Genomic DNA, 12,361 nt, shown 5'->3' with positions numbered 1-12,361 from the left:
GGGCCTGGAGGCGCGGTGCGGGCCCGACCCGCGCCTCCAGGCCCACAGGTGGGCGCGTGACGGGCCGTCAGGCCTGCGCGATCCGCACCATGTTGCCCGCGGGGTCGCGGACGGCCGCGTCGCGGACGCCCCAGAACTGGTCGGTGGGCTCCTGCAGGACTTCGGCGTCGGGACTCGCCGTGATCCGGTCGAACGTGGCGTCGAGGTCGGACACACGGAGCTGCAGCATGGCGAGGCCGCCCTTGGCGAGGAGCGCGGCGATCGCGTCGCCGTCCTCCTGCGACCGACCGGCGTGCGGCTCGGACAGGACGAGCTCGAGGTCGGCGTGGTCGTCGCTCGCGAGGGTCACCCACCGGAACCCGCCGTTCTCGACGGTGTTGCGGACGGTGAAGCCGAGGACGTCGCCGTAGAAGGCGACGGCGGCGTCGATGTCGTCGGCGAGCACGTGCACGCCGCTGATCTGGATGCTCATGGCAGCGAGACTAGGACCGCCCGGTCGCCCCGCGCTTCTCGGATCCTGCTCGAACGGGTCGGGTGACGACCATGGCGTGACAGCTCCACACGCCGGCGAGGGCATCGTGATCGGCGGCACGGTACTGCGACGGGGTCATCCCGACGAGCTCGGTGAAGCGCGACGAGAACGATCCGAGGCTCGTCGCGCCGACGGCGAGGCAGACCTCGGTCACGCTGAGCCCGGTGCTCCGGAAGAGCGCCTGTGCCCGTTCGATGCGCCGGGTCATCAGGTACGCGTACGGGGTCTCGCCGTAGGCGGCGCGGAACCGGCGGCCGAAGTGGGCGGGCGACATGAAGGCGCCGGCGGCGAGCGACGGGACGTCGAGGGGTTCGGCGTAGGCGCGGTCCATCCGGCTGCGGGCGCGCCGGAGCCGTCGGAGTTCGTCGAGGTCCGCGGTCACGCAGGCCATCCTGCACCGCCGGCTCTCGGGTGACTCTGTGCGGGCGTTCAGTCAGTGGTCGCCGGCGCTCCCTAGGGTGGCAGTCCACGGCACCGCTCCACGGCGGTCCGCACTGCTCCGCCGACGGCGGGGCGCACCCGAAGGAGCATCGACCATGGGATTCCTCGACCGCCTGCTCGGACGTCCGGAGCGCGACCAGAACGGCGCCGCGCAGCAGAACCAGTGGGGACAGCCGCTGCAGCCGCAGCAGCAGGGGTACCGCTACGGCCAGCAGTCATACCACCAGCCCGCGCCCACAGGAGCGCCGGCGGCCGGCGGCCAGTACGGCACGCCGCAGTGGGGCGGCGGCGGCCCGACCGGTGGCCAGCAGGCGTCGACCGACGACGAGCGTGCGGTCGAGCGCTACCGCTACCTGCTCCGCACGGCCCCGCCGGAGCGCATCGAGGAGGTCCACGCCGAGGCCTTCGCGAAGCTCACGGACGAGCAGCGCCGGATGGTCTACGACGAGTTCACCCGGTCCGCGCCGGACGGCGAGGCCCCGCGCGGCGACGACCCGCGCTCCCTGGCCCAGGCCGCGACGCGCTCGGAGATCCGGCAGCCCGGGTTCATGGAGCGCTCGCTCGGCGGTGTCGGGAACGGTCGCGGCGGGATGTTCGGCGGTGCCGGGCAGCGCTCCGGTCCCTCGTTCGGCAGCATGATCGGCGCCTCGATCCTCGGGACGGTCGCCGGCTACGTGATCGGTTCGGCCATCATGAGCGCCTTCCTGCCGGACCCCGGATCGTTCGACGGCGGTACCGATGCTGCGGGTGACGGTGGTTCGGAGGACACTGGTGCCGACTCCGGTGACGGAGGCGCGTCCGACAGCGGCGCGTCCGACGGCGGCGGGTTCGAGAGTGCGGGCTGGGGCGACAGCGGATCCGACTTCGGCGGTGGCTTCAGCGACTTCGGTGGTGACTTCGACGTGTAGCGCGTCACGGTCGGCACCGACCGTCTGATATGTTCCATGCTCGACAAGGGAGCGACATGGCCATCATCGAAGCCTCCGGGCTGACCAAGACGTACCGATCGAAGTCCGGTCCCGTGCACGCACTGGCCGGGCTCGACCTGGTGGTGCCGCAGGGCACCGTCAAGGCGCTGCTCGGGCCGAACGGTGCCGGCAAGACCACCACGGTGAAGGTGCTGACCACGCTCATCACGCCGGACAGCGGCACGGCGACGATCGACGGCATCGACGTCATCGCCGACCCGCAGGCCACCCGGCGTTCCATCGGGGTCTCGGGCCAGTACGCCGCGGTCGACGAGAACCTGACCGGGTTCGAGAACCTCGAGATGATCGGGCGGCTGTACCACCTCGGTCGTCGGACGGCGCGGGAACGGGCGCGCGAGCTCATCGACGTCTTCGACCTGGCCGAGGCCGGGGACCGCCCCGTGAAGGGCTTCTCCGGCGGCATGCGGCGGCGGATCGACCTCGCCGGCGCGCTCGTGATGAACCCCCGCGTGCTGTTCCTCGACGAACCGACCACCGGGCTCGACCCGCGCAGCCGGCTCGCGCTCTGGGGCATCATCGAGGGGCTCGTGGCCGAGGGCACGACGGTGCTGCTCACCACGCAGTACCTCGAAGAAGCCGACCAGTTGGCCGACGACATCGCGGTGATCGACGGTGGGACCGTCATCGCCGAGGGCACCTCCGACCACCTCAAGGCCCAGGTCGGCGGCCACCGGGTCGTCGTCACGCTGGTGGACCAGGCCGATGCGGACGCCGCCACGACCGTCCTCCGTCGCTACGGCGTCGGCGAGGTCGAGGCCTCCGGCGACGGCCGGACCCACGCCATCGCGGTCGAGGCCGGACCCTCGGCCCTCCAGCGGGTGCTCGCCGACCTCGGTGACGCCGGCATCGAGCTGCACGACGCCGGCATGCGACGCCCCACCCTCGACGACGTGTTCCTCCGGCTCACCGGCCACGCGGCGTCGGACGACGATGCGGTCGACCCGGCCGCCACGAAGCAGAAGGAGGCGGCACGATGACCGCCACCACACCCGCCACGGCACTCGGCCGGCAGCTGCCCGTCGTCGTCACGGCGCCCGCGGCGGTCTGGTTCGAGGACGGCTGGACGGTCACGAAGCGGAACCTCATCAAGATCAAGCGGTCGCCGGACATGCTCGTGTTCGCGGTGCTGCAGCCGATCATGTTCGTCCTGCTCTTCAGCCAGGTCTACGGCGGCGCGATCCAGGTGCAGGGGACCGACTACACGCAGTTCCTGATGGCGGGGATCTTCGCCCAGACGGTCGTGTTCGGCGCGACGTTCTCCGGCTCGGCGATGGCGCAGGACCTCAAGGAAGGGCTGATCGACCGGTTCCGCACGCTCCCGATGTCGGCGTCCGCGGTGCTCGTCGGCCGGACGAACTCCGACCTGGTGCTGAACGGGATCTCGATGGCGATCATGATGCTCACCGGGCTCGCGGTCGGGTGGCGGGTGAACTCGTCGCCGCTGGAGTTCCTCGCCGGCATCGCACTGCTGCTGCTCTTCAGCTACGCGTTCAGCTGGGTGATGGCGCTGCTCGGCATGAGCGTCAAGACGCCCGAGGTCATCAACAACGCCTCGTTCATGATCCTGTTCCCGCTGACGTTCATCTCCAACGCCTTCGTCCCGAGCGACACGCTGCCGCTCGTGCTGCGGGTCTTCGCGGAGTGGAACCCGGTGTCGTCGCTCGTGCAGGCCGCCCGCGAGCTGTTCGGCAACGTCGGCTCTGCACCGGTGCCGGACATCTGGACGATGCAGCACCCGATCGTGACGGTGCTGATCGGGATCGCGGTGATGCTGGTGGTGTTCGTGCCGTGGTCGGTGAACAAGTACACGCGCATCAGCTCGAAGTAGTGCTCAGAGGAGCTTCCGCTGGAGCGCCCACGCCGTGAGCTCGTGCCGGTTCGACAGCTGCAGCTTCCGCAGGACCTTCGACACGTGCGTCTCGACGGTCTTCACCGAGATGAACAGGTCCGCGGCGACCTCCTTGTAGGCGTACCCGCGGGCGATGAGCCGCATCACCTCCTGCTCGCGCGCCGACAGGCGGTCGAGTTCCGTGTCGACCTGCGCGGTCTCGCCGCTCACGGCGCCGAACGCGTCCAGCACGAAACCGGCCAGCCGCGGCGAGAACACCGCGTCCCCCTCGGCCACGCGGTCGATCGCCTCGGCGACGTCGGCCTCCGACGAGCTCTTGGTGATGTACCCGCGCGCTCCCGCCCGGATCACCCGCACCACGTCGTCCGCCGCGTCCGAGACGCTCAGCGCGAGGAACCGTGTGTCCGGGTGGCCCGGGGCGGCGCGTGCGATCACCTCGGCGCCACCACCGCCCGCACCGCCGGGCAGGTGGACGTCGAGCAGGACGACGCGCGGTCGGGTCGCGGCGACGAGGTCGACGGCCTCGTCGACGGTCGCGGCCTCACCGACGACCAGGAGGCGCGGCGGCAGCCCGGCGCGCACGCCGGCCCGGAAGATGGAGTGGTCGTCCACGATGGCGACGGTGAGCGGTGCGGCCTGCGGCTGCGCGGTGGGGTCGTCGGTCACGGGTGCTCCTCGGTCGGCCGGTCGGGGGCGGTCAGGGGGAGGACCAGACGGACCTCGGTGCCGGTGCGTCCCGGCCCCGGCGCGATCGTCGCGGTGCCACCGATGCGCTGCATCCGGCCGACGATCGATTCGCGGACGCCGTAGCGGCCCTCCGGGACGGCCGCGGGGTCGAAGCCCGGCCCGCGGTCGCCGATGGTGACCTCCACGCGGTCGTGGGCGGTCTCGGCGTACACCCGGACGGTCCCACCGGCGTGCCGAGCGGCGTTGAGCATCGCCTCGCGGGCGGCCGCGACGATGCCCTCGGGCAGGTCGGCCCGCGCCGGACCGATCGCGATCACCTCGACCTGCGCCGGGTACTCGGTCTCGATCTCGACCGCGGTCGCCCGGAGCTGGGCCCCGAGGTCGGCGGTCGGCTCGGCCTGCTCGGCGAACAGCCACGACCGGAGTTCGCGCTCCTGGGCCCGCGCGAGCCGTGCGGCGTCGGAGCCCGGCTCGGCCCGCTGCTGGATGAGCGCCAGGGTCTGCAGGACGGAGTCGTGCAGGTGCGCCGCGATCTCGGCCCGCTCGACGTCCCGCACACGGGCGGCGCGCTCCTCGGCGAGGTCGCGGACGAGCCGGACCACCCAGGGCGCGACCACGACGGCGACGCCGAGCAGCACCGCGGTCGCGGCGGTGAGGACCGTCCAGACGTTCGGGTGCGTGCTCGAGGTGAAGAAGAGCAGGATGCCGAGCACGACGAGCACGAGCGCGCCGAGGGCCCGGACGACGAGGGCGGAGGACCCCGCGGCGCGGACGTTCCGGAGGGCGTCGAGTTGCCGCCACGCGAGTGCCGCTCCGGTGGCGACGACGATCGCCGGCACGATGAACGCGAGCGGGACGTCGGCGCCCAGGCGTGAGGCGACCATCGCGCCGCCCGCCGTCAGCAGCGCGATGCCGAGCAGGATCTCCACGACCGGCGCCCGGCGCGCGTGCTCGTCCGGCGCGGCCTCGGCCTCCGCTGCGGGACGGGTCAGCACCGCCCGCAGGGACGTCGGCATCGCCGGACCCTGGCTCGGCGTCGTCGCCCAGAGCCAGGCGTAGAGCAGGACACCGGCCCCGCCGCACACCGCCAGCACCGCGGTCGCGAGCCGCACCGCGCCGACGGGCAGCCCGGTGTGGGCAGCGAACCCACCGCACACGCCACCGACGACCCGGAGGGCCGGGCGGGACATCGTGGCGGTCGGCATGGGCCAATCCTGGCACCCCGGGTCCGCCGACCGCGGGCTCCGGGGCGGGGATCAGGGGACGATCAGGGTGAACCCCGATGGTGCCGACCGTCGGCGGCCACGATGCTGGTGGCCATGACACAACAGGACACCGGCGGCCCCGCGTCGGCGACACGGTTCTTCGACTGGATCCGGGGCATCCACGTCACCCGGTCCGACGACCGCTGGCTCGCCGGCGTGTGCGGCGCCGTCGCCGAGCGCACCGGGCTCGACCCGCTCGTGGTGCGGGGCGTCGCGATCGTCGTGGCGCTCCTCGGCGGCCCGGTGTTCCTCGCCTACGCGGCGGGGTGGGCGCTGCTGCCGGACTCGTCCGGACGCATCCACGTCGAGCGGATGGTCCGCGGGGTGCTCGACCCGGCGCTCATCGCCATCGGCGTCCTCGTGGTCCTGACCTTCGTCCCCGCCGTCCAGGGCATCTGGTGGCAGGGTGTCCCGGTGGCGTGGGGGATGCCCGGCTGGCTCTCGGCCACGCTCGGGACCGCGTGGACGATCGCCCTCGTGGGGTGCGCGGTGTGGCTCGTGGTGGTCCTGGCGCGCCGGGGCTCGCAGCCGGCGGCCGGTGAGCCGGCGGCGGCCGGTGAGCAGGCGGCGCACGGCGAGCCGGCGGAGCCGGGCACGCGCCGCGACTTCTGGACGAGTGCCGACGACCCCGCGCCGACGACGTGGGCGGCGACGGGCGCGACGACGGTGGGTGGACCCGACCACGTCGCTCCCGGCGGGTCCGCGGCGGGGGCGAGCAGCGCCTCCTGGCAGTGGGACACGACCTCCGCGGCGGACCGACACCGTCAGCACACCGAGCGGATGCGCGCGGAACGGCAGCGGCAGGCGGAACGGCGAGCGGAGCGAGCCGAACGGCTCCCCGGCGCCGGGTACGTCGCCGTGAGTCTGGGCCTCGCCCTCGTCGTCGGAGCCGGCGTCGCGGTGTGGGCGCAGCAGACCGACCTGCCCGTGCCGGTGCTCGGGATCGCCGCCGCGGTCGCCGTGCTCGCCGTGGCGACCGTCGTGGCCGGCGTGCGCGGACGGGAGAGCGGTGGCCTCGGGCTGTTCTCGACCATCGGGGTCGTCGCGCTCGTCGTGACGGGGGTGCTGCCGACCGGCACGCAGGTCACGGTCGTCGGCGGGACCACCTGGCGGGTGGACGACGTGCGGCCGGGCACCGAGCGGAACTACGCGATGGTGGTCGGTGGGCCGACGCTGGACCTCCGCGGGCTCGACGAGACCGACGGCGGCGGGACGGTGAACCTCTGGCTCGGAGCCGGGGGAGCCGAGGTCCAGCTGCCGACCGACGCTCCCGTCCGGGTCCGGGTGAGCGGCGTCGGGTACGGCGTCGAGCTCCGTCCGGACGACGACGCGGACGACAGCCTCGGTGGCGCGCTCGGCACGACGACCGTCGAGAACCGGGCAGCGCGATCGGCGGACGCCGCCGAGACCACGACCGTGCACGTGTGGGTCATCGGCGGTGGCGTCGACGTGCCGCGCGCCGTGACCGTCGACCAGTGAGGAACGAGACGATGACGAACGACGAGACCACCCCGTACGACCGGACCACCCCGGACGACCCGACCACCTCGACCACCCCGTTCGACGGGGCCCCGGCACCCGCTCGCCGCCCGCGCCGAGCACCCCGTTTCGGCACGGTCTTCTGGGGGGTCGTCCTCCTCGTGTTCGCCGCCGCGATGGCCGTGAGCGCCCTGCCGTGGTTCACCGTCGACCCGATGACGCTCCTGCTCGGGGCCTGCCTGACCGCCGGGGTCCTGCTCGTGGTGGCCGGTGTCGCGGCGGTGATCGCGAGACCACGGCGCTAGGACGGCCTACGATCGTGTCCGTGACCGCGACAGACGCCGAGCGGGCCGCGGAACGCGACGCGACCGAGCCTCCCCTCGACCGAAGCACCCGTGTGCGTCGCTGGATGCTGCACGGGGCCGACCAGGGCGCCTCGCACCAGGGCCCGCACCAGGTCGAGGTGGAGAAGACCCACTCGTGGTGGCGCGTCATGTGCCTCACGGGCGTCGACTACTTCTCGACGCTCGGGTACCAGCCCGCGATCGCCGCGCTCGCCGCCGGGCTCCTGTCGCCGATCGCGACGATCGTGCTCGTGCTCGTCACGCTGTTCGGCGCCCTGCCGGTGTACCGCCGGGTCGCGCAGGACAGCTTCCGGGGTGCCGGCTCGATCATGATGCTCGAGAAGCTCCTGCCCTGGTGGGCCGGCAAGCTCTTCGTGCTCGTGCTCCTCGGGTTCGCGGTGACGGACTTCATGATCACGATGACGCTGTCCGCGGCGGACGCGACGGCGCACATCGCCGAGAACCCCTTCACGCCGCACTGGTTCACCGAGATCCCGGTGCCGCTCACGCTCGCACTGCTGCTCCTGCTCGGGGTGGTGTTCCTCCGCGGCTTCAAGGAGGCGATCGGCATCGCGGTCGCCCTCGTCGCGGTGTACCTGCTGCTCAACGCGGTCGTCGTCGGGGTGTCCCTGTGGCACGTGTTCGAGAACCCGATGGTCGCGAGCGACTGGTGGAGCGGCCTCACGGCGCAGCACAGCAACCCCCTCGTGATGATCGGCATCGCCCTCATCGTCTTCCCGAAGCTCGCGCTGGGCCTGTCCGGCTTCGAGACCGGCGTCGCGGTGATGCCGCAGGTGCGCGGCGACGCGTCCGACGACACGAGCGCCCGACCCGAGGGCCGGATCCGCGGGACGAAGCGCCTGCTCACCGTCGCCGCGGTCATCATGAGCTCGTTCCTCATCACCTCGTCGATCGTCACCACCTTCCTCATCCCGCAGCAGGAGTTCCAGCCGGGCGGCGGCGCGAACGGCCGGGCGCTGGCGTACCTGGCGCACGAGTACCTCGGTGGCGTGTTCGGCTCCGTGTACGACTTCTCGACGGTCGCGATCCTGTGGTTCGCCGGTGCGAGTGCGATGGCGGGTCTGCTCAACCTCGTGCCCCGGTTCCTGCCCCGCTACGGCATGGCACCGCAGTGGGCGCGGGCGACCCGGCCGCTCGTCATCATCTTCACGCTCATCGCCTTCGTGATCACGATCATCTTCCAGGCGAACGTCGACGCGCAGGGCGGCGCCTACGCCACGGGCGTGCTCGTCCTCATCACGAGCGCCGCGGTCGCGGTGACCCTGTCGGCCCGACGGAAGCAGCAGAAGAAGCGCACGATCGGGTTCGGCATCATCGCCGTGGTGTTCGTCTACACGACGGTCGCGAACGTCATCGAGCGGCCGGACGGCGTCCGGATCGCCGCGATCTTCATCATCGCGATCGTGGTGGTCTCGCTGGTCTCCCGCGTCCGCCGGTCGTTCGAGCTCCGTGCGTCGTCGATCGAGCTCGACGCCACCGCCCGGCAGTTCATCGAGGCCGACGCCGACCAGTTCAGCTCGGTCTGCATCATCGCGAACGAACCGGGTGCCGGCACGGCCGAGGCGTACCGGTCGAAGGGGCGCGAGGAACGCCGCGACTCCGGCATCCCCGCCCGTGTGCCGACGATGTTCCTCGAGGTCCTGCCCGCCGATTCCTCCGACTTCGAGGAGGACCTCGTCGTCGAGGGCCACGTCATCCACGGGCACCGCGTGCTCAAGGTCCGGTCGGGCAACGTGCCGAACACGATCGCGTCGACGCTCCTCGCGATCCGGGACATCGCCGGCGTCGTCCCGAGCATCTACTTCGAGTGGAACGAGGGCAGCCCGATCCGCAACGCCATCCGCTTCGTGTTCACCGGCGTCGGTGACGTCGCGCCCGTGACGCGCGAGGTGCTGCGCGAGGCGGAGCCCGACGTGAACCGCCGACCGAGCGTCCACGTGTCGTGACGGGCGGGGCGGACGCGAGCCGCGCCTCCGGGCCCGTCGGCGGACTCGCGGCGGTCCTCGTCGCCGCGGCCGTGTGGGGGACCACCGGCACCGCGACGCACTTCGCGCCCGGGGTCCCCGCGTTCGTGTTCGGGGCCGTGACGTTCGGCCTCGGCGGGATCGTCCTCGCCCTCGGCGCCGGTCGCGGCACGCTCCGCGCGGTCGCCGAGCCGTCGCTGGGCGCTGCTCGGCGCGGCGTCGCTCGTCGTCTACGCGGTCGCGTTCTACGCGGCTCTCGCCGACGCGGGCGTCGCGCTGGGCACGACGGTGGCCATCGGGTCGTCGCCCGTGTTCGCGGGGCTCGTCGAGTGGGTGGCGGACGGGAGGCGCGTCACGCGCAAGTGGGTCGTCGCCACCCTGGTGAGCGTGGTCGGGATGGTCGTCGTGACGCTCGCGCGGTCCTCCGAGCATGCGGGCGCGTCGGGTGGTTCCGATCGGGGCGGGACGCTCGTGCTCGGGCTCGGGAGTGCGCTGCTCGCCGGTCTGACGTACGCGCTGTACTCGTGGGCGGTCGCGCGGGGCATGCGTGCGGTGTCCGTTCCCGTCGCGCTGCCCGGCGGTGTGTCCGTGGCGGATCGTGCCTCGCTGCTGGCTCGCGGGTCCCTGCCGGCTCGTGCGTCCATGCCGGCTCGTGCGTCGCTGCCGGGTCGCGCTTCCCCGCCGGCTCGCGCGTCCCTGCCGGGTGAGCGCGGACTCGTCGGTGCGGTGTTCGGGCTTGCGGCGGTCCCGCTCGTGGTGCTCGCCGTCGTGGGCGGGCAGGCGTCGCTCGGGGTCGCGGCGAACTGGCCGGTGTTCCTGTACCTGGCACTCGTGCCGACGGTGCTCGGGCACTCGCTGTACGCCGTCGGGCTGCGGTCCGTGAGCGCCTCGGTCGCGACGCTGTTGTCGCTGTTCGAGCCCGTCGTGGCCGCGGTGCTCGCCGTGCTCGTGGTGGGGGAGCACCTCGGTGCCGGAGGCTGGGTCGGCATCGGGCTGGTGGTCGTCGGGCTGGCGGTCCTGGCCGTGCCGGAGCGGACGCGCGCCTAGCGGTGCGGGTGCGCCGCCAGGGGCGCGCCGCCAGGGGTTCGCCGCTACTCGCCGAGGATCTGGTCGCGCACCTTCCGCCGCAGCACCTTGCCGATCATCGAGCGCGGCAGGTCCTCGACCACGACCACCCGGCGGGGCACCTTGTACGCGGCGAGGTGCTCGCGCGACCACGCCCGCAGGGCATCGGCGTCGAACGTCGCGGGGTCCTTCGGCACGACGGCCGCGACGACCTGCTCGTTGCCGCCCTGGGTGATCCCGACGACCGCGACCTCGCGCACGCTCGGGTGCTTGAGCAGGGCGTCCTCGACCTCGGTCGGGGAGACGTTGAACCCGCCGGTGATGATGAGCTCCTTGAGGCGGTCCACGATCCGGACGTACCCGTCGGCGTCGATCGCCACGATGTCACCGGTCCGGAACCAGCCGTCCGGCGTGAAGACCTCGTCGGTGGCCTCGGCCTTGCCCCAGTACCCGCGGAACACCTGGGGCCCGCGGACCTGGAGCTCGCCCGGCTCGTCGGTCCCGAGGACCTTCGTCGGGTCGTCCGGGTCGGCAACCCGCGCCTCGGTCGAGGACAGCGGCAGGCCGATCGACCCGAGGCGCCGGGCCGGGGACACCGGGTTCGCGAGCAGGACGGGGGAGCACTCGGACAGGCCGTAGCCCTCGACGAGGTAGCCGCCGGTGCGGGCCTCCCACGGCTCGACGACCTCCTTCGAGAGCGCCATCGCCCCGGAGATGCCGATCTCGATCCCCTCGAGCGAGACCTTCGCGGAGTCCGCCGCGTGCTGCAGCCGCGCGTAGATCGGGGGCACGGCCGGCAGGAACGTCGGCGGGTGCTTCTTCATCGCGGCGAGCACGAGTGCCGGGTCGAACGTCGGGAACAGCACGAGCCGCGAGGCCATGCTCATCGCGAAGGTCAGGCAGAGCGTCAGGCCGTAGGCGTGGAACATCGGCAGGACCGCGTAGACCACGCTGCCGTCACCGGGCTGGATCTGCGGGACCCACGCCCGGGCCTGTGCGGCGTTCGCGATGAGGTTGCCGTGCGACAGCACCGCACCCTTCGGCACGCCCGTCGTGCCGGACGTGTACTGGATCAGGGCGACGTCGTCGGTGGCGGGGCGGGGGTGGCGCTTCGACAGCTTCCGGTTCGACACGAGGTCGTCCCACGGCGTCGTGCCGCGCACCGTGGTGGTCAGCTTCGCCCGGGACTCGCGGGCCTTCGCGACCGGCAGCGACAGCGCGATCCGGGTCCCGCGCGGCATCGCGCGGGTGAGGTCGACCGAGACGATCGCGTCGAGCTTCACGTCCGAGGGGAAGTCCTGCAGCGTCGCCACCGACTTGTCCCACGCGATCGCGACCTTCGCGCCGTGGTCCTCGAACTGGTGGCGGAGCTCGCGCGGCGTGTACAGCGGGTTGTGTTCGACGACGACGGCGCCGAGGCGGAGCACGGCGTAGAAGGCCACGATGTGCTGCGGGCAGTTCGGCAGCACGATCGCCACCCGGTCGCCCGCGGTCACCCCGAGCTTGCGGAGGCCGTTCGCCGCCCGGAGGATCTGCTCCTCGAGCTCGGCGTACGTCGTCGTCCGCTTGAAGAACTCGAGTGCGACCTTCTTCGGGAAGCGCCTGGCGGACCCCTCCACGATGTCGTACAGGGAGCCGGTCGGCTCGTCGATGTCGTGCGGGACCCCCGGGGCGTACGAGGCAAGCCAGGGACGAGGCGTGTCGATGCTCACGCCGACCAACCTA

At 72.6% G+C, this 12,361-nt stretch carries 12 protein-coding genes; 7 read left to right on the top strand and 5 right to left on the bottom strand.

The window, feature by feature from the left end; genetic code table 11:
- Positions 1-67: 67 nt before the first annotated feature.
- Together BIV01_RS11635 and BIV01_RS11630 are read right to left on the bottom strand one after the other, a co-directional pair.
- Positions 68-472 (bottom strand): VOC family protein, encoded by a 405-nt coding sequence (locus tag BIV01_RS11635; protein ID WP_071302952.1) that lies wholly within the window; start codon positions 470-472, stop codon positions 68-70.
- Positions 473-482: 10 nt separating this feature from the next.
- Positions 483-863 carry a helix-turn-helix transcriptional regulator gene (locus BIV01_RS11630; protein ID WP_254791826.1) on the bottom strand — a complete coding sequence of 127 codons (381 nt, stop codon included), beginning with the start codon at positions 861-863 and terminating at the stop codon, positions 483-485.
- A gap of 205 nt (positions 864-1,068) precedes the next feature.
- Between BIV01_RS11630 and BIV01_RS11625 the strand changes: the two genes are divergently transcribed.
- From BIV01_RS11625 to BIV01_RS11615, 3 genes are read left to right on the top strand one after another with little or no spacing between them, the layout of a single operon-like run.
- Positions 1,069-1,881, top strand: coding sequence for a hypothetical protein (locus BIV01_RS11625; RefSeq protein ID WP_071302950.1), 813 nt, complete (start codon positions 1,069-1,071; stop codon positions 1,879-1,881).
- 56 nt (positions 1,882-1,937) lie between these two features.
- Positions 1,938-2,939, top strand: coding sequence for an ATP-binding cassette domain-containing protein (locus BIV01_RS11620; protein WP_071302949.1), 1,002 nt, complete (start codon positions 1,938-1,940; stop codon positions 2,937-2,939).
- A complete protein-coding gene (locus tag BIV01_RS11615; protein WP_071302948.1) occupies positions 2,936-3,790 on the top strand; it encodes an ABC transporter permease in 855 nt (284 codons plus the stop codon). Before BIV01_RS11620 ends, BIV01_RS11615 begins: the two co-directional genes overlap by 4 nt.
- Before the next feature lie 3 nt (positions 3,791-3,793).
- Here the strand turns inward: BIV01_RS11615 and BIV01_RS11610 are convergent, their stop codons facing one another.
- Positions 3,794-4,477 carry a LuxR C-terminal-related transcriptional regulator gene (locus tag BIV01_RS11610; protein WP_070416644.1) on the bottom strand — a complete coding sequence of 228 codons (684 nt, stop codon included), beginning with the start codon at positions 4,475-4,477 and terminating at the stop codon, positions 3,794-3,796.
- Positions 4,474-5,703: an ATP-binding protein gene (locus BIV01_RS11605; RefSeq protein ID WP_071302947.1), complete on the bottom strand. Its 1,230-nt coding sequence runs from the start codon at positions 5,701-5,703 to the stop codon at positions 4,474-4,476. The genes BIV01_RS11610 and BIV01_RS11605 overlap by 4 nt, the downstream gene beginning before the upstream one ends.
- 114 nt (positions 5,704-5,817) lie before the next feature.
- On the opposite strand from BIV01_RS11605, the gene BIV01_RS11600 reads away from it, so the two are divergent.
- The 4 genes from BIV01_RS11600 to BIV01_RS11585 all read left to right on the top strand — a co-directional run bounded on the left by BIV01_RS11600 (position 5,818) and on the right by BIV01_RS11585 (position 10,618).
- The gene (locus BIV01_RS11600; protein WP_071302946.1) at positions 5,818-7,242 is read left to right on the top strand and encodes a PspC domain-containing protein; all 1,425 of its coding nucleotides are present in this window, start codon (positions 5,818-5,820) and stop codon (positions 7,240-7,242) included.
- An 11-nt stretch (positions 7,243-7,253) separates the two neighbouring features.
- Positions 7,254-7,547: a hypothetical protein gene (locus BIV01_RS11595; protein WP_139199314.1), complete on the top strand. Its 294-nt coding sequence runs from the start codon at positions 7,254-7,256 to the stop codon at positions 7,545-7,547.
- A 104-nt stretch (positions 7,548-7,651) separates the two neighbouring features.
- Positions 7,652-9,553 (top strand): amino acid transporter, encoded by a 1,902-nt coding sequence (locus BIV01_RS11590; protein ID WP_374115171.1) that lies wholly within the window; start codon positions 7,652-7,654, stop codon positions 9,551-9,553.
- 306 nt (positions 9,554-9,859) lie between these two features.
- A complete protein-coding gene (locus tag BIV01_RS11585) occupies positions 9,860-10,618 on the top strand; it encodes an EamA family transporter (RefSeq protein WP_071302944.1) in 759 nt (252 codons plus the stop codon).
- Between the two features lie 44 nt (positions 10,619-10,662).
- On the opposite strand, the gene BIV01_RS11580 is transcribed toward BIV01_RS11585, so the two are convergent.
- Positions 10,663-12,348 (bottom strand): long-chain-fatty-acid--CoA ligase, encoded by a 1,686-nt coding sequence (locus BIV01_RS11580; RefSeq protein ID WP_071302943.1) that lies wholly within the window; start codon positions 12,346-12,348, stop codon positions 10,663-10,665.
- Between the last annotated feature and the right edge of the window lie 13 nt (positions 12,349-12,361).

This window comes from Curtobacterium sp. MCBA15_013 (genome assembly GCF_001865095.1).
In the GTDB taxonomy this organism is placed as follows: domain Bacteria; phylum Actinomycetota; class Actinomycetes; order Actinomycetales; family Microbacteriaceae; genus Curtobacterium.
Note: the sequence above shows the minus strand (reverse complement) of the source record. Positions and strands in the feature narration are given on the sequence as shown.

Bases quoted from the DNA above. Each gene is read 5' to 3' on its own strand.
- BIV01_RS11635 (WP_071302952.1), bottom strand. From the start codon at position 472: ATGAGCATCCAGATCAGCGGCGTGCACGTGCTCGCCGACGACATCGAC.
- BIV01_RS11630 (WP_254791826.1), bottom strand. From the start codon at position 863: ATGGACCGCGCCTACGCCGAACCCCTCGACGTCCCGTCGCTCGCCGCC.
- BIV01_RS11625 (WP_071302950.1), top strand. From the start codon at position 1,069: ATGGGATTCCTCGACCGCCTGCTCGGACGTCCGGAGCGCGACCAGAAC.
- BIV01_RS11620 (WP_071302949.1), top strand. From the start codon at position 1,938: ATGGCCATCATCGAAGCCTCCGGGCTGACCAAGACGTACCGATCGAAG.
- BIV01_RS11615 (WP_071302948.1), top strand. From the start codon at position 2,936: ATGACCGCCACCACACCCGCCACGGCACTCGGCCGGCAGCTGCCCGTC.
- BIV01_RS11605 (WP_071302947.1), bottom strand. From the start codon at position 5,703: ATGCCGACCGCCACGATGTCCCGCCCGGCCCTCCGGGTCGTCGGTGGC.
- BIV01_RS11600 (WP_071302946.1), top strand. From the start codon at position 5,818: ATGACACAACAGGACACCGGCGGCCCCGCGTCGGCGACACGGTTCTTC.
- BIV01_RS11595 (WP_139199314.1), top strand. From the start codon at position 7,254: ATGACGAACGACGAGACCACCCCGTACGACCGGACCACCCCGGACGAC.
- BIV01_RS11590 (WP_374115171.1), top strand. From the start codon at position 7,652: ATGCTGCACGGGGCCGACCAGGGCGCCTCGCACCAGGGCCCGCACCAG.